The organism is Streptococcus sp. CF10-1 (assembly GCF_024295825.1).
Taxonomy (GTDB): Bacteria; Bacillota; Bacilli; order Lactobacillales; family Streptococcaceae; genus Streptococcus.
Genome location: NZ_JANCPQ010000001.1, coordinates 303,733 through 320,360 on the forward strand (window position 1 = coordinate 303,733; position 16,628 = coordinate 320,360).

General features: G+C 41.7%; 15 protein-coding genes and 2 tRNA genes. All 17 read left to right on the plus strand.

Annotation, left to right across the window (positions count from 1 at the left end; genetic code table 11):
• Positions 1–15: 15 nt before the first annotated feature.
• The 17 genes from NMM25_RS01565 to NMM25_RS01645 all read left to right on the plus strand — a co-directional run bounded on the left by NMM25_RS01565 (position 16) and on the right by NMM25_RS01645 (position 16,610).
• The gene (locus tag NMM25_RS01565; RefSeq protein WP_254735728.1) at positions 16–834 is read left to right on the plus strand and encodes an aminoglycoside 6-adenylyltransferase; all 819 of its coding nucleotides are present in this window, start codon (positions 16–18) and stop codon (positions 832–834) included.
• 220 nt (positions 835–1,054) lie between these two features.
• Complete coding sequence (parC, locus tag NMM25_RS01570) at positions 1,055–3,535, plus strand: DNA topoisomerase IV subunit A (protein WP_254735729.1); 2,481 nt, start codon at positions 1,055–1,057, stop codon at positions 3,533–3,535.
• Between the two features lie 116 nt (positions 3,536–3,651).
• Positions 3,652–4,689: a branched-chain amino acid aminotransferase gene (locus NMM25_RS01575; RefSeq protein WP_284697408.1), complete on the plus strand. Its 1,038-nt coding sequence runs from the start codon at positions 3,652–3,654 to the stop codon at positions 4,687–4,689.
• A 112-nt stretch (positions 4,690–4,801) separates the two neighbouring features.
• Positions 4,802–5,032 (plus strand): DUF2969 domain-containing protein, encoded by a 231-nt coding sequence (locus NMM25_RS01580; protein ID WP_000037107.1) that lies wholly within the window; start codon positions 4,802–4,804, stop codon positions 5,030–5,032.
• A 49-nt stretch (positions 5,033–5,081) separates the two neighbouring features.
• Positions 5,082–5,162, plus strand: a tRNA-Tyr gene (locus NMM25_RS01585).
• Between the two features lie 8 nt (positions 5,163–5,170).
• Positions 5,171–5,242, plus strand: a tRNA-Gln gene (locus NMM25_RS01590).
• A 162-nt stretch (positions 5,243–5,404) separates the two neighbouring features.
• Positions 5,405–6,607, plus strand: a complete 1,203-nt coding sequence (rpsA, locus tag NMM25_RS01595; RefSeq protein ID WP_001001617.1) for a 30S ribosomal protein S1 — start codon at positions 5,405–5,407, stop codon at positions 6,605–6,607.
• Positions 6,608–6,689: 82 nt separating this feature from the next.
• Positions 6,690–7,187 (plus strand): GAF domain-containing protein, encoded by a 498-nt coding sequence (locus tag NMM25_RS01600; RefSeq protein WP_000887145.1) that lies wholly within the window; start codon positions 6,690–6,692, stop codon positions 7,185–7,187.
• Positions 7,187–8,845 carry a DNA polymerase III subunit gamma/tau gene (gene dnaX / locus NMM25_RS01605; RefSeq protein ID WP_254735730.1) on the plus strand — a complete coding sequence of 553 codons (1,659 nt, stop codon included), beginning with the start codon at positions 7,187–7,189 and terminating at the stop codon, positions 8,843–8,845. Before NMM25_RS01600 ends, dnaX begins: the two co-directional genes overlap by 1 nt.
• A 27-nt stretch (positions 8,846–8,872) precedes the next feature.
• A complete protein-coding gene (locus NMM25_RS01610) occupies positions 8,873–9,067 on the plus strand; it encodes a DUF3272 family protein (RefSeq protein ID WP_000198269.1) in 195 nt (64 codons plus the stop codon).
• A 151-nt stretch (positions 9,068–9,218) separates the two neighbouring features.
• Positions 9,219–9,989: a Fe-S cluster assembly ATPase SufC gene (gene sufC, locus NMM25_RS01615; protein ID WP_000114489.1), complete on the plus strand. Its 771-nt coding sequence runs from the start codon at positions 9,219–9,221 to the stop codon at positions 9,987–9,989.
• A gap of 27 nt (positions 9,990–10,016) precedes the next feature.
• Complete coding sequence (gene sufD / locus NMM25_RS01620) at positions 10,017–11,279, plus strand: Fe-S cluster assembly protein SufD (RefSeq protein WP_254735731.1); 1,263 nt, start codon at positions 10,017–10,019, stop codon at positions 11,277–11,279.
• A 10-nt stretch (positions 11,280–11,289) separates the two neighbouring features.
• The gene (locus NMM25_RS01625) at positions 11,290–12,516 is read left to right on the plus strand and encodes a cysteine desulfurase (protein WP_254735732.1); all 1,227 of its coding nucleotides are present in this window, start codon (positions 11,290–11,292) and stop codon (positions 12,514–12,516) included.
• On the plus strand, positions 12,503–12,943 hold the full coding sequence (gene sufU, locus NMM25_RS01630) for a Fe-S cluster assembly sulfur transfer protein SufU (RefSeq protein ID WP_057487172.1): 441 nt from the start codon (positions 12,503–12,505) through the stop codon (positions 12,941–12,943). The genes NMM25_RS01625 and sufU overlap by 14 nt, the downstream gene beginning before the upstream one ends.
• A gap of 57 nt (positions 12,944–13,000) precedes the next feature.
• Entirely contained in the window at positions 13,001–14,413 is a 1,413-nt protein-coding gene (sufB, locus tag NMM25_RS01635) for a Fe-S cluster assembly protein SufB (protein WP_006151262.1), read from the plus strand.
• Between the two features lie 18 nt (positions 14,414–14,431).
• Positions 14,432–15,001, plus strand: a complete 570-nt coding sequence (locus NMM25_RS01640; RefSeq protein WP_254735733.1) for a hypothetical protein — start codon at positions 14,432–14,434, stop codon at positions 14,999–15,001.
• Between the two features lie 211 nt (positions 15,002–15,212).
• Positions 15,213–16,610, plus strand: a complete 1,398-nt coding sequence (locus NMM25_RS01645) for an APC family permease (protein WP_254735734.1) — start codon at positions 15,213–15,215, stop codon at positions 16,608–16,610.
• Positions 16,611–16,628: the final 18 nt, after the last annotated feature.

The following is a 16,628-nucleotide window of genomic DNA, read 5'->3' on the forward strand; positions in this document are numbered from 1 at the left end:
AAGGCAGGTATTCCCATGAGAACTGAAACCGAGATGTTTGATGTGATTTTGCAAACCGCAAAAGTGCTACAAGTAGAAGCTGTCGCCATGTCTGGTTCACGAACGGATACAAAAGCACCAAAAGATGAGTTTCAAGACTATGATGTAGTCTATGTCGTGGACGACTTAGATAATCTGACGAAGGATCTTTCTTGGTTAGACCAGTTTGGCACTCGTATCATTGAGCAGCATAATGTCCTAGGCAACCGTCGACTTTATCTGATGCTATTTGAAGATGGAAATCGGATTGATTTGACCCTCTGTCCTACGGAATATATTCAAGAGTGGGTGGATAGTGAAGCGGATTATACAGTTTTGAAATATGAGAAAGGCTTGTTTGTGCCCTATTCTCCAAATCCTCAACGTTACTGGACAAGCCCCGCTAGTGCGATTGATTTTGAAAAAGCCTGCAATGAATTTTGGTGGGTGTTAGCTTACGTGGTCAAAGGAATCTGTCGCAAGCAAGTCATCTATGCTACTGACCATCTCTATGGGATTTGTCAGCAAGAACTCTTGAAGGTCGTGGCTTGGCAAGTTGCAGCTGATAAGGGGACGATTGATATTGGTAAGAACTATAAATATCTCTTTAACTATCTACCTGCTGAGAAAGAGAAACAATTCTTGAACCTACTTGATTTCTCAAGTTTAGAAAAACTCACTCAGTCTTTATTTGCTACCATGGAACTTTTCCATCAAGAGGCTCAGTCCCTTGCTCAAAAAGAGGGATTTGACTATGATATGGAAGTAGCTGAGAAGATGATCGAGTATGCTGAGGAGAGACTTCTTAATCGTTAACTAAATAAAGAATCTAATTTTAAAGATTAAACTACAGAAAGGATAGTTTAGTTATATAAAGTAACTGAACACTTTCGTCTATAAAAACCACTCTACATTCTTTGAAAGGAGTTGAACACGCCCTAAATGCTGTGTGAAAAAAGATAAATTCTCTTGAGAGCATCGCTCCCTACAAGAATTTCCTATTTTCACTTTGCATTTTACGGGCTTTGTATCCTATATGAGTAACATTCAAAATATGTCCCTTGAGGACATTATGGGAGAGCGATTTGGTCGCTACTCCAAGTACATCATTCAAGACCGGGCTTTGCCAGACATTCGGGATGGATTGAAGCCGGTTCAGCGCCGTATCCTTTATTCGATGAATAAGGATGGCAATACCTTTGACAAGAGCTACCGTAAATCTGCCAAGTCAGTCGGGAATATCATGGGGAATTTCCACCCACACGGGGATTTTTCCATCTATGATGCCATGGTCCGTATGTCTCAGGACTGGAAAAATCGTGAGATTCTAGTTGAAATGCACGGGAACAACGGTTCTATGGACGGAGATCCGCCTGCGGCTATGCGTTATACCGAGGCTCGTTTGTCTGAGATTGCTGGTTATCTTCTTCAAGATATCGAAAAGAAGACAGTTCCCTTTGCTTGGAACTTTGACGATACCGAGAAAGAACCAACTGTCTTACCAGCAGCCTTTCCCAACCTCTTGGTCAATGGTTCGACTGGGATTTCTGCTGGATATGCCACAGATATTCCACCGCATAATTTGGCTGAGGTTATTGATGCGGTGGTTTACATGATTGACCACCCAACAGCCAAGGTGGACAAACTCATGGAGTTCTTGCCTGGACCAGACTTCCCTACAGGAGCTATCATCCAGGGGCGTGACGAAATCAAGAAGGCTTATGAAACTGGAAAAGGGCGCGTGGTCGTTCGTTCTAAAACTGAGATTGAAAAGTTAAAAGGTGGCAAGGAGCAAATCGTTATCACTGAGATTCCTTATGAAATCAATAAGGCCAATCTGGTCAAGAAAATCGATGATGTCCGTGTCAATAACAAGGTGGCAGGTATTGCTGAAATTCGTGATGAGTCTGACCGTGACGGTCTTCGTATCGCTATCGAGCTCAAGAAAGACGCTAATATCGAGCTCGTTCTTAACTATCTCTTCAAATACACCGACCTACAAATCAATTACAACTTCAACATGGTGGCGATTGACAATTTCACGCCTCGTCAGGTGGGGATTGTGCCAATCCTGTCTAGCTATATTGCCCACCGTCGTGAAGTGATTTTGGCACGTTCCCGCTTTGACAAGGAAAAGGCTGAGAAACGTCTCCATATCGTCGAAGGTTTGATTCGCGTGATTTCGATTTTGGACGAAGTTATTGCCCTTATTCGTGCTTCTGAGAATAAGGCTGACGCTAAGGAAAACCTCAAGGTTAGCTATGATTTTACAGAAGAGCAGGCTGAGGCTATCGTTACTTTACAACTGTATCGATTGACCAATACAGACGTGGTTGTCTTGCAAGAAGAAGAAGCAGAATTGCGTGAAAAGATTGCCATGCTTGCGGCTATCATTGGCGATGAACGCACCATGTATAATCTCATGAAGAAAGAGCTTCGTGAGGTCAAGAAGAAATTTGCGACACCACGTTTGAGTACTTTAGAAGATACTGCGAAAGTAATCGAGATTGATACAGCTAGTTTGATTGCCGAGGAAGATACCTATGTCAGCGTGACTAAGGCAGGCTATATCAAGCGTACTAGCCCACGTTCCTTTGCAGCATCCACTCTGGAAGAAATTGGCAAGCGTGATGATGACCGTTTGATCTTTGTTCAATCTGCCAAGACAACGCAACACCTCTTAATGTTCACAACTCTTGGAAATGTCATTTATCGACCAATCCATGAGTTAGCAGATATTCGCTGGAAGGACATCGGAGAGCACTTGAGCCAGACCATTACAAACTTTGAAACGAACGAAGAAATCCTTTATGTGGAAGTCGTGGACCAGTTTGAAGATGCGACAACCTACTTTGCAGCAACTCGCCTTGGTCAAATCAAACGCGTAGAACGTAAAGAATTTTCTCCATGGAGAACTTATAAGTCTAAATCTGTCAAGTACGCTAAACTAAAAGATGAGACAGACCAGATTGTAGCAGTGGCTCCTATTAAACTAGATGATGTTCTCTTGATTAGCCAAAACGGTTATGCCCTTCGTTTCAATATCGAAGAGGTTCCGGTTGTCGGTGCCAAGGCTGCGGGTGTCAAGGCTATGAACCTGAAAGCAGATGATGCACTTCAAGCTGCCTTTATCTGTAACACCTCATCCTTCTACCTCTTGACCCAACGTGGAAGTTTAAAACGCGTTTCCATTGACGAAATTCCAGCAACCAGCCGTGCCAAACGAGGCCTACAAGTCTTGCGTGAGTTGAAAAACAAACCGCATCGTGTCTTCTTAGCAGGTGCAGTTTCTGAGCAAGGCTTTGTTGGTGATCTCTTTAGTACAGAAGTAGAAGAAAACGACCAAACGTTGCTTGTCCAATCTAACAAGGGAACAATCTATGAGAGTCGATTGCAAGACTTCAACTTATCAGAACGTACTAGCAATGGAAGCTTTATTTCAGATACCATTTCAGATGAGGAAGTTTTCGATGCTTACCTCAAAGAAGTCTTTAAAGAGGACAAAACAAATTCATAAAAAGAATCAGTCCAGAGGGCTGATTTCTTTTATGTTGAAAAAATTTTCAGAAAATTACAAATAATACTTGAAATTTTACTAGAAAAGTGTAGAATAGAACACATAGTTTGAATAGTATAAAGGAGAAACACATGACAGTTGCAATTGATTGGGAAAACCTTGGCTTTGCTTATATGAAATTACCTTACCGTTATATCGCTCACTACAAAAATGGTCAATGGGATCAAGGAGAATTGACAGAGGATGCAACCTTGCATATTTCAGAGTCTTCTCCAAGTCTCCACTATGGACAGCAAGCATTTGAGGGATTGAAAGCCTATCGTACCAAGGATGGTAGCGTTCAACTGTTCCGTCCTGACGAAAATGCCAAGCGTCTGCAACGTACTTGCGACCGTCTCTTGATGCCACAAGTTCCGACAGAAATGTTTGTAGAAGCTTGTAAAGCAGTTGTGCGTGCAAATGAAGAATACGTCCCACCATATGGAACAGGTGGAACCCTTTATCTTCGTCCACTTTTGATTGGTGTTGGGGATATTATTGGGGTTAAACCAGCAGAAGAGTATATTTTCACCATCTTTGCTATGCCAGTTGGTAACTATTTTAAAGGTGGTTTAGTCCCAACCAACTTCTTGATTCAGGATGAATACGACCGTGCAGCTCCGAATGGTACAGGTGCGGCCAAGGTAGGTGGAAACTATGCTGCTAGTCTCCTCCCAGGTAAAATGGCCAAGTCACGCCAATTTTCAGATGTTATCTACCTAGACCCATCTACACATACAAAGATTGAAGAAGTCGGTTCAGCCAACTTCTTTGGAATCACGGCAGACAATGAATTTGTTACGCCATTGAGTCCATCCATCTTGCCATCCATTACCAAGTACTCTTTGCTTTACTTGGCAGAACACCGCTTGGGCTTGACACCGATTGAAGGTGATGTCCCAATCGATAATTTGGATCGTTTTGTAGAGGCAGGTGCCTGCGGTACAGCAGCGGTTATTTCGCCAATTGGAGGTATCCAACATGGCGATGATTTCCATGTTTTCTATAGTGAAACGGAAGTAGGTCCTGTTACACGTAAACTCTATGATGAATTGACTGGTATCCAATTTGGTGACGTAGAAGCGCCTGAGGGATGGATTGTCAAAGTGGACTAAAAGACATGAAATAAAGAAGAGCTCCGTAGCAGTTGTAATAGCTGAAATGGAGTTTTTTCTTGCTAGTTTGAGCATTTTCTTGTACAATAGAAAAAGTGAAAAGAGGTACAGTATGAGTAAAAAAGATAAGAAAATTGAAATCCAATTAACTGATGCAAAAGTGACTGTTGGAAAAGACAGCTATGAAGGATACGTTTTGACGATCGGGAAAAAGGTTATTGGGGAAATTGCCGAATTAGATAGCCAATTTGCCATCATAAAGAATGGAAATGTCGATAGTTTTTATAAAAAACTTGAAAAAGCTGTGGAAATTTTGATTGAAAACTATAATTTGACAAAATAATACTTGTTTTATTGAAAATTTCATGATATAATAGTTCTCGTTAAACATTGGAGAGATAGCGAAGAGGCTAAACGCGGCGGACTGTAAATCCGCTCCTTCGGGTTCGGGGGTTCGAATCCCTCTCTCTCCATTCATCAATGGGGTATAGCCAAGCGGTAAGGCAAGGGACTTTGACTCCCTCATGCGTTGGTTCGAATCCAGCTACCCCAGTTCTTAGGTAATAAATTCAAGATAAAAAGAAAAATATCTTAGGGTATTTTATTTTTATAATTGAAAGACGTGAACGATATGAACATGTCTTTGCGGGTGCTTAGGAAAAAAATTATAAGTATGTCAAGTTTGGAAAAACTTGATTGTTGGAGGATTTTTTAGATGAACGAATTTGAAGATTTGCTAAATAGCGTTAGCCAAGTTGAGCCTGGTGATGTTGTTAGTGCTGAAGTATTGACAGTTGATGCGACTCAAGCTAACGTTGCAATCTCTGGGACTGGTGTTGAAGGTGTCTTGACTCTTCGCGAATTGACAAACGATCGCGATGCAGATATTAATGACTTTGTGAAAGTAGGAGAAGTATTGGATGTTCTTGTACTTCGTCAAGTAGTTGGTAAAGATACTGATACAGTTACATACCTTGTATCTAAAAAACGCCTTGAAGCTCGCAAAGCATGGGACAAACTTGTAGGACGCGAAGAAGAAGTTGTTACTGTTAAAGGAACTCGTGCCGTTAAAGGTGGACTTTCAGTAGAATTTGAAGGTGTTCGTGGATTCATCCCAGCTTCAATGTTGGATACTCGTTTCGTACGTAACACTGAACGTTTCGTAGGTCAAGAATTTGATGCTAAAATCAAGGAAGTTGATCCTAAAGAAAACCGCTTCATCCTTTCACGTCGTGAAGTTGTTGAAGCAGCTACTGCAGCAGCTCGTGCTGAAGTATTTGGTAAATTGGCTGTTGGTGATGTCGTAACTGGTAAAGTTGCTCGTATCACTAGCTTTGGTGCTTTCATCGACCTTGGTGGTGTTGATGGATTGGTTCACTTGACTGAATTGTCACACGAACGTAACGTATCACCTAAATCAGTTGTAACTGTTGGTGAAGAAATCGAAGTGAAGATCCTTGATCTTAACGAAGAAGAAGGACGCGTATCACTTTCACTTAAAGCAACAACACCTGGACCATGGGATGGCGTTGAACAAAAATTGGCTAAAGGTGATGTAGTAGAAGGAACAGTTAAACGTTTGACTGACTTTGGTGCATTTGTTGAAGTATTGCCAGGTATCGATGGACTTGTTCACGTATCACAAATTTCACACAAACGTATCGAAAATCCAAAAGAAGCTCTTACTGTTGGTCAAGAAGTTACTGTTAAAGTACTTGATGTTAACGCTGACGCAGAACGTGTATCACTTTCTATCAAAGCTCTTGAAGAGCGTCCAGCTCAAGAAGAAGGACAAAAAGAAGAAAAACGTGCTGCTCGTCCACGTCGTCCAAAACGTCAAGAAAAACGTGATTTCGAACTTCCAGAAACACAAACAGGATTCTCAATGGCTGACTTGTTCGGTGATATCGAACTTTAATCAAATTGATAATCGCAAAATCCTTTGTTTAAAACAAGGGATTTTTCTTTTGTCTCTTTCCCATTTTTGATATAATAGTTCTATGTTAGATTCAGAAAAACAATCACAATATCAATTGTTAAATGAGGAACTCTCTTATTTACTTGAAGGTGAGAGCAATGTTCTTGCCAATCTTTCGAATGCTAGTGCCCTCCTAAAATCTCGCTTTTCGAATACAGTATTTGCAGGTTTTTATCTGTTTGATGGTAGCGAGTTGGTTTTAGGTCCTTTTCAGGGTGGTGTTTCTTGTATTCGCATTCCGCTTGGAAAAGGAGTATGTGGAGAAGCTGCTGAGTTTCAAGAGACTGTTTTAGTTGGCGATGTGAGCACCTATCCAAACTACATTTCTTGTGATAGTATGGCCAAGAGTGAAATCGTAGTTCCCATGCTCAAGAATGGTCAATTGCTGGGTGTCTTAGACCTGGATTCTTCACTTATTGATGATTACAATGCCATTGACCGTGATTACTTGGAACAATTTGTCGCTATTTTGCTTGAGAAGACAGAATGGGACTTTACGATGTTTGAGGAGAAAGCCTAATGTATCAAGCACTTTATCGAAAATATAGAAGCCAGACTTTTTCACAACTAGTAGGTCAAGAAGTTGTAGCTAAAACCCTAAAACAAGCGGTCGAGCAGGAAAAGATTAGTCATGCTTATCTTTTCTCGGGTCCTCGTGGGACTGGGAAGACCAGTGTAGCCAAGATTTTTGCCAAGGCTATGAACTGTCCCAACCAAGTGGACGGAGAACCATGTAATAACTGCTATATCTGCCAAGCAGTGACAGAAGGTAGCTTAGAAGATGTTATCGAAATGGATGCGGCTTCAAATAATGGAGTCGATGAAATCCGAGAAATTCGTGATAAATCTACCTATGCACCTAGTTTAGCACGTTATAAGGTCTATATCATAGACGAGGTTCATATGCTGTCTACAGGAGCCTTTAATGCGCTTTTGAAGACTTTGGAAGAACCAACTCAAAATGTTGTCTTTATCTTGGCGACCACCGAATTGCACAAGATTCCAGCAACCATTTTATCGCGTGTCCAACGTTTTGAGTTTAAATCGATTCGAACGCAAGATATCACAGCACATATTCATCATATTTTAGAAAAAGAAAATATCAGTTCTGAACCAGATGCTGTGGAAATCATTGCCAGACGAGCTGAAGGTGGAATGCGGGATGCCTTGTCTATTCTGGACCAAGCCTTGAGTTTGACTCAAGGGAATGCTTTGACCACAGCCATCTCTGAAGAGATTACAGGCACCATTAGTCTATCAGCACTTGATAACTATGTAGCCGCCTTGTCTCAGCAGGATGTTTCAAAAGCACTTGATTCTTTGAATCTTTTGTTTGAAAATGGCAAGAGCATGACTCGTTTTGTGACGGATTTCTTGCAGTATTTGCGTGATTTACTAGTTGTTCAGACAGGTGGCGAAAATACTCATCATAGTCCAGTTTTTATGGACAATCTAGCTCTTTCTCAGGAAAGTCTCTTTGAAATGATTCGAATAGCGACTGTGAGCTTGGCGGATATGAAAGCTAGTCTACAACCTAAGATTTATGCTGAGATGATGACCATTCGTTTAGCGGAGATTAAGCCTGAACCAATGTTTTCAGAAGCTGTCGAAGGTGAGATTTCTGCACTGAGACAGGAAGTCGCTCGTCTCAAACAAGAACTTGCTAATGTTGGAACAGCTCCTAAACAAGTGGCGCCAATCTCTAGCCGTCCAGCCACTTCCAAGACTGTCTATCGAGTAGACCGTAATAAGGTTCAGGCTATCCTACAAGAAGCTGTTGAAAATCCTGAATTGGCACGGCAAAACTTGATTCGCCTACAGAATGCATGGGGAGAGGTAATCGAAAGCTTAGCTGGTCCTGATAAGGCTTTGCTTGTTGGTTCTCAGCCAGTTGCAGCAAACGAACACCATGCTATTTTAGCTTTTGAGTCTAATTTCAATGCTGGGCAAACCATGAAACGGGATAACCTCAATACCATGTTTGGCAATATTCTCAGCCAGGCGGCTGGATTTTCACCTGAAATCCTGGCAATTTCCCTAGAGGAATGGAAAGAGGTTCGTGCAGCATTTTCAGCTAAAAACAAGTCTTCTCAAGCAGATCAAGAGGTAGAAGAAGAGAGCCTGATTCCAGAGGGATTTGAATTTCTGGCTGATAAAGTCATGGTCGAAGAAGACTAAAAGTGGATTTCATGGTACAATAATCCTATGACTAGACAACAATTTATCGTGATAGCACTATTTACCGCTGCTGAGACTTATTTTTTCAATGAAGCTTGGATGACTGGTCGCTATTTCATGGCAGCCTTTTGGGCCATTCTACTTTTTCGAAATTTTAGGTTAAGTTATGTAATGGGGAAAATAGTAGATGCTATTGATCAGCACCTAAACCGCAAGGATTAGTCACTAGCTTCTAAACAAAATCAAAGCCTTTTAGGCTTTTTTTTGTTATACTAGTAGAGTATATTTATGGACCTTTTCTTGTATTTTTTGAGAAATGTAAGTGATTTCTCTAAGGATAAAGGGAGTAGGCCAGAAAAAGAAAGGAACTATCATGTCAGTATTAGAGATCAAAGATCTTCACGTTGAGATTGAAGGAAAAGAAATTTTGAAAGGGGTCAATCTGACTCTGAAAACAGGAGAAATCGCTGCTATCATGGGACCAAATGGTACTGGTAAATCGACTCTTTCTGCCGCTATCATGGGGAACCCTAACTATGAAGTTACCAAAGGTGAGGTCTTGTTTGATGGCGTAAATATCCTTGAGTTGGAAGTGGACGAACGTGCGCGTATGGGACTTTTCCTTGCTATGCAGTACCCATCAGAAATCCCAGGAATTACTAACGCAGAGTTTCTTCGTGCAGCCATGAATGCTGGTAAAGAAGATGATGAAAAGATTTCAGTTCGTGAGTTTATCACTAAACTAGATGAGAAAATGGAATTGCTCAACATGAAAGAAGAAATGGCAGAGCGTTACCTCAACGAAGGTTTCTCTGGTGGTGAGAAAAAACGTAATGAAATTCTTCAACTCTTGATGTTGGAACCTACATTTGCCCTTTTGGATGAGATTGACTCAGGTCTTGATATTGATGCCCTTAAAGTTGTATCTAAAGGTGTCAATGCCATGCGTGGTGAAGGCTTTGGTGCCATGATCATCACTCACTACCAACGTCTCTTGAACTACATCACACCAGACGTGGTACACGTGATGATGGAAGGTCGTGTGGTCCTTTCTGGTGGTCCAGAATTGGCAGCCCGTTTGGAACGTGAAGGATACGCAAAACTAGCTGAAGAACTTGGCTACGACTACAAGGAAGAATTGTAATTCCCTCGTATCTTTTAGGAGAAGTAAATGACTAAAGAAACTATTAAACTTTTTTCAGAAATGCACGCTGAACCAAGCTGGTTGTCAGACCTCCGTCAAAAAGCTTTTGATAAGATTGAGAGTTTGGAATTACCAGTTATCGAGCGTGTCAAATTTCACCGCTGGAATCTGGGAGATGGAACTATCACAGAAAGTGAACCTTCAGCAAATGTTCCAGATTTTACTGCGCTAGATAATCACTTGAAATTGGTGCAAGTAGGAACGCAAACTGTTTTTGAACAAACACCAGTTGAATTGGCTGAACAGGGTGTTGTCTTTACAGACTTTCACTCAGCTTTAGAAGAAATTCCAGAACTTATCGAGGAATTCTTCATGTCATCTGTTAAGTATGACGATGACAAGTTGGCAGCCTACCACACAGCTTACTTTAACAGTGGTGCTGTTCTCTACATTCCTGATAATGTTGAGATTGCTGAACCAATCGAAGGTATTTTCTACCAAGACAGCGATAGCGATGTGCCATTTAACAAGCATATCCTTATCATTGCTGGTAAAAACTCTAAAATAAGCTATCTTGAACGTCTAGAGTCACGAGGTGGAGGTAATGCCAAAGCAACTGCCAATATCACAGTGGAAGTCATTGCACGTTCTGGCGCTCAAGTGAAATTTGCAGCGATTGACCGTCTAGGCGAAAATGTGACTGCCTACATTAGCCGTCGTGGTAAGTTGGCCAACGATGCAAGCATTGACTGGGCGATTGGTGTCATGAACGAAGGAAACGTCGTTGCGGACTTTGATAGTGACTTGATTGGAAATGGTAGCCATGCTGACCTTAAAGTCATAGCTCTTTCAAGCGGCCGCCAGGTTCAAGGGATTGATACTCGAGTGACTAACTACGGCTGCAACTCAATCGGAAATATTCTCCAACATGGGGTTATCCTTGAGAAAGCAACTTTGACCTTCAACGGTATCGGACACATCATCAAGGGGGCTAAAGGAGCAGATGCACAACAAGAAAGCCGTGTTCTCATGCTTTCAGACCAAGCACGTTCAGATGCCAACCCAATTCTTTTGATTGATGAAAATGACGTAACTGCAGGTCACGCGGCTTCTATCGGACAAGTAGATCCAGAAGATATGTACTACCTTATGAGCCGTGGCTTGGACAAAGCAACAGCAGAGCGTTTGGTTGTTCGTGGTTTCCTTGGCTCTGTTATCGTTGAGATTCCAGTCAAAGAAGTTCGTGATGAAATGATTGCAACCATCGAAGAAAAATTGTCAAAACGCTAAGGGGAAGCCTATGTTAGATGTAGAAGCGATTCGCAAGGATTTTCCAATTTTAGACCAGATTGTCAACGATGAACCTCTGGTCTATCTGGACAATGCTGCGACGACACAAAAACCACTAGCAGTTCTGGAAACAATCAACCGCTACTATGAGCAGGACAATGCCAATGTTCACCGTGGGGTTCATACTTTGGCAGAGCGTGCGACAGCATCTTATGAAGCTGCTCGTGAAACCATTGGTAAGTTTATCAACGCTGGTTCGACAAAGGAAGTTCTCTTTACTAGAGGAACGACAACCAGTCTTAACTGGGTAGCACGTTATGCTGAAGAAATCTTGACTGAAGATGACCAGGTCTTGATTTCAATCATGGAACACCATTCCAACATCATTCCATGGCAGGAAGCTTGCCGAAAGACTGGAGCAGAGCTTGTCTATGTCTATCTCAAGGATGGAGCTCTGGATATGGATGACTTGCGTTCTAAATTGACTGACAAGGTCAAGTTTGTTTCGCTAGCTCATGCTTCAAATGTCCTAGGAGTGGTCAATCCTATCAAAGAAATCACTCAAATGGCTCACCAAGTTGGAGCCATCATGGTGGTGGATGGAGCTCAATCTACACCTCATATGAAGATTGATGTCCAGGACTTGGATGTGGACTTCTTTGCCTTTTCAGGTCACAAGATGGCTGGTCCGACTGGTATCGGTGTCCTTTACGGCAAAGAAAAATATCTGGAGCAAATGTCACCAATTGAATTTGGTGGTGAGATGATCGATTTTGTCTACGAGCAATCTGCTAGTTGGAAGGAATTGCCTTGGAAATTTGAGGCTGGAACGCCAAATATGGCGGGTGCTATCGGACTTGCTGCGGCAGTAGATTATCTTGAAAAGATTGGTATGGATGCTATTGAAGCCCATGAACAAGAATTGATAGCCTACGTCTATCCAAAACTGCAGGCGATTGAAGGACTGACCATTTATGGTTCACAGGATTTGGCTCAACGTTCGGGTGTTATTGCCTTTAACCTAGGTGATCTCCATCCTCACGACCTAGCGACTGCTTTGGATTATGAGGGAGTAGCCGTTCGTGCGGGCCATCATTGTGCCCAACCCTTGCTTCAGTATTTAGAAGTCCCAGCAACTGCTCGTGCAAGTTTTTATATCTACAATACCAAGGCAGATTGTGACAAGCTAGTCGATGCCCTACAAAAGACAAAGGAGTTTTTCAATGGCACTTTCTAAACTAGATAGCCTTTATATGGCAGTGGTGGCAGACCATTCGAAAAATCCACATCACCAAGGGAAGTTAGAAGACGCTGAGCAAATCAGCCTCAATAATCCAACCTGTGGGGATGTCATCAACCTCTCTGTCAAGTTTGATGCAGAGGACCGTTTGGAAGATATCGCTTTTCTAAACTCAGGATGTACGATTTCAACTGCTTCTGCTAGTATGATGACAGATGCTGTTTTGGGCAAGACCAAACAAGAAATTCTAGAACTTGCAACCATCTTTTCTGAAATGGTTCAAGGTCAAAAGGATGAGCGTCAAGACCAACTTGGAGACGCGGCATTCTTATCAGGTGTTGCCAAATTCCCGCAACGGATCAAGTGTGCAACTCTAGCTTGGAACGCCTTGAAGAAAACAATTGAAAATCAAGAAAATCAGTAAGACAAATTTCTTTTGTCTTATGAATCAGTAGAAATGAAGAATGAAAGAAAGGATATTATGGCTGAAGAAAGAGTAGAACCAAAACCAATTGACCTTGGTGAATATAAATTTGGTTTCCATGATGATGTAGAGCCTGTCCTATCGACAGGAAAAGGATTGAACGAAGATGTCATTCGTGAACTATCAGCTGCTAAGGGGGAACCTGAGTGGATGTTAGAATTCCGTTTGAAGTCTTATGAAACCTTCAAAAAAATGCCAATGCAAACCTGGGGAGCAGACTTGTCAGAGATTGACTTTGATGACTTGATCTACTACCAAAAACCTTCTGATAAACCTGCCCGTTCTTGGGATGAAGTTCCTGAAAAAATCAAAGAGACCTTTGAACGTATCGGGATTCCAGAAGCTGAACGTGCTTATCTAGCAGGTGCCTCTGCCCAGTACGAGTCAGAAGTGGTTTACCACAACATGAAGGAAGAGTTTGAGAAGTTAGGAATTATCTTTACAGATACAGATTCTGCCCTCAAGGAATACCCAGACTTGTTTAAACAATACTTTGCGAAGTTGGTACCACCGACTGATAACAAGTTGGCTGCCCTCAACTCAGCAGTATGGTCGGGTGGAACCTTTATCTACGTACCAAAAGGTGTCAAGGTAGATATTCCGCTTCAAACCTACTTCCGTATCAACAACGAAAATACAGGTCAGTTCGAACGTACCTTGATTATTGTTGATGAAGGAGCAAGCGTCCACTACGTAGAAGGCTGTACAGCGCCAACTTATTCAAGTAACAGCTTGCACGCTGCCATTGTAGAAATTTTCGCTTTGGACGGAGCTTATATGCGTTATACAACCATCCAAAACTGGTCTGATAATGTCTATAACTTGGTAACAAAACGTGCCAAAGCTTTGAAAGATGCGACTGTTGAGTGGATTGATGGTAACTTGGGTGCTAAAACAACCATGAAATACCCGTCTGTTTACCTTGATGGAGAAGGAGCGCGTGGAACCATGCTCTCTATCGCCTTTGCCAATGCAGGGCAACACCAAGATACGGGTGCCAAGATGATCCACAACGCTCCACATACAAGCTCGTCTATCGTGTCTAAATCCATTGCTAAAGGCGGAGGAAAGGTGGACTATCGTGGACAAGTAACCTTTAACAAGAACTCTAAGAAATCTGTTTCTCACATCGAGTGTGATACCATTATCATGGATGACTTATCAGCGTCAGATACCATTCCGTTTAATGAAATTCACAACTCGCAAGTTGCTTTGGAACACGAGGCCAAGGTATCTAAGATTTCAGAGGAACAACTCTACTATCTCATGAGTCGTGGATTGTCAGAATCTGAGGCAACCGAGATGATTGTCATGGGATTTGTCGAACCCTTCACTAAAGAGCTACCAATGGAATATGCAGTTGAGCTGAACCGCTTGATTAGCTATGAAATGGAAGGTTCTGTCGGATAAAAGAAAAAGGAGAAGCAAATGGGATTTTTAAAAAAATTATTCGGTAATGTCGAAAAAGCAAATAAAGGCGAAATTCCTGTTGAGGAAATTGTTCCACCTTTTACAATTGATCTTGCAGAAGAAGCTGATGATTATTGGAGACAAACGGAAGAGCTTCTTTTGATAAACGCTGTAAAAGCTGTTGGTGGTCCTGAGGCAGTAGAACGTGCTTTTGTTCTCGCTAATTTCAAAGAAAACCAAGAAACTTTTGAGCTCTTTTATCAAATAAACGGTCAGCTCCTTTCGTGGAAAGAGATGGATGAAAGTATTGTCGCTAAGATTAGCAATCAACTACTTCCTCAAGCACCAGAGGTAGCTCAAGCAGTAAATGAAAATTACGAAGAAGCGAAGGTTCCAGTCATTGAATACGCAATGCTTCAGTTTGAAACTGCAACCATGGCTTGGTTTGGTCGGAAGCTGACAACAGCTTCTCCAGAAGCACAACTGACTTTTGAAGAATTGGTATCTGGTTGGCGTGCTATCTTGGAACAAGAAGTTCCAAATCGTCCTTTAGATAGTGACCGTCCGTTCCCTTACTTTGAAGTTTAAAATCCCAAATCCCCAAAACCTTTCAATGGAGTGTACTGTTGAGCTTACTCGCTTGATGAGTAACTAATTGAAAGAATCAGTGGGTAAAAATGCAAATTCTGAACAGGAATCCTTTCTGTTCAGAATTTTTTTCAAATAAGTACCTAATAAATATTCACAAAAAAACTTTTATATGGTAAAATAAAACAATTACATTTAGTGGAGATGAAGTATGAATATTTTTAGAACCAAGGATGTGAGTCTGAGACAGACAGAGATGCATCGCCATTTGAAATTGTGGGATTTGATTCTTTTAGGAATAGGTGCTATGGTGGGGACGGGGATTTTCACCATTACAGGAACAGCAGCGGCTACCCTAGCTGGTCCATCACTAGTGATTTCCATTGTGATTTCTGCCCTGTGTGTTTCTCTTTCAGCTCTCTTTTTCGCAGAATTTGCCTCTCGTGTGCCTGCTACTGGTGGTGCTTATAGTTACCTCTATGCAATTCTAGGAGAATTGCCAGCCTGGATTGCTGGCTGGTTGACCATTATGGAATTCATGACGGCTGTTTCAGGTGTGGCGTCTGGCTGGGCAGCTTACTTTAAGGGATTGCTCAGTAATTATGGTATCTCCATGCCGCAAGCCTTGAATGGAACCTTTAATCCTGAACAGGGAACTTATATCGATCTTCTGCCTATTTTAGTACTTACCTTGGTAACGGGATTGGTTTTATTAAATTCTAAGTCAGCTTTGAGATTTAATTCGCTTTTAGTGGTCTTGAAATTCTCAGCTCTCGCCTTATTTATCCTAGTTGGTGTTTGGTACATTAAGCCAGAAAATTGGACGAATTTTGCTCCATTTGGTTTTGGTCAACTATATGGTGGAAGTACTGGGATTATGGCGGGTGCATCTTTGATGTTCTTTGGTTTTCTCGGATTTGAGTCTATTTCCATGGCAGTTGATGAAATTCAAAGTCCGCAAAAAAATATTCCCCGCGGAATTGTCCTTTCTCTGACAATCGTCACCATTCTCTATGCTTTGGTAACCTTAGTATTGACAGGGATTGTTCACTACAGTAAGCTCAATGTGGACGATGCAGTAGCATTTTCATTACGGAGTATTGGTATCGGCTGGGCGGCAAATTATGTTTCGCTTGTAGCCATTCTAACCCTGATAACCGTATGTATCTCTATGACTTATGCTTTGTCTCGGATGATTTATAGCTTAGCACGTGATGGACTTTTACCTCAAAGTTTCAAACAATTAAGCAAGACTAGTCGCGTTCCTAAAAATGCGACTCTCTTAACAGGAGTTGTTTCAGCCATTGCTGCAGGAGTGTTTCCTCTAGCTAGTATTGCAGCCTTCTTAAATATTTGTACGCTAGCTTATCTGATTTTGCTAGCCTACGGAATTATAAAACTCAGAAAGGATAAGGGGATGCCAAAAGAGGGAGAGTTTAAAACTCCCTTGGTGCCACTTTTGCCAATTCTTTCCATTCTTATCTGTGTTTCCTTTATGCTTCAATATAGTTTAGATACCTGGATTGCCTTTGGCATTGCTCTTTTAGTTGGTCTAGTCATTTACTTTACTTACGGGTTCCGCCATTCAACCCTCGCAGAAGAAGAATAAAAGCTGGGAATTCCCAGC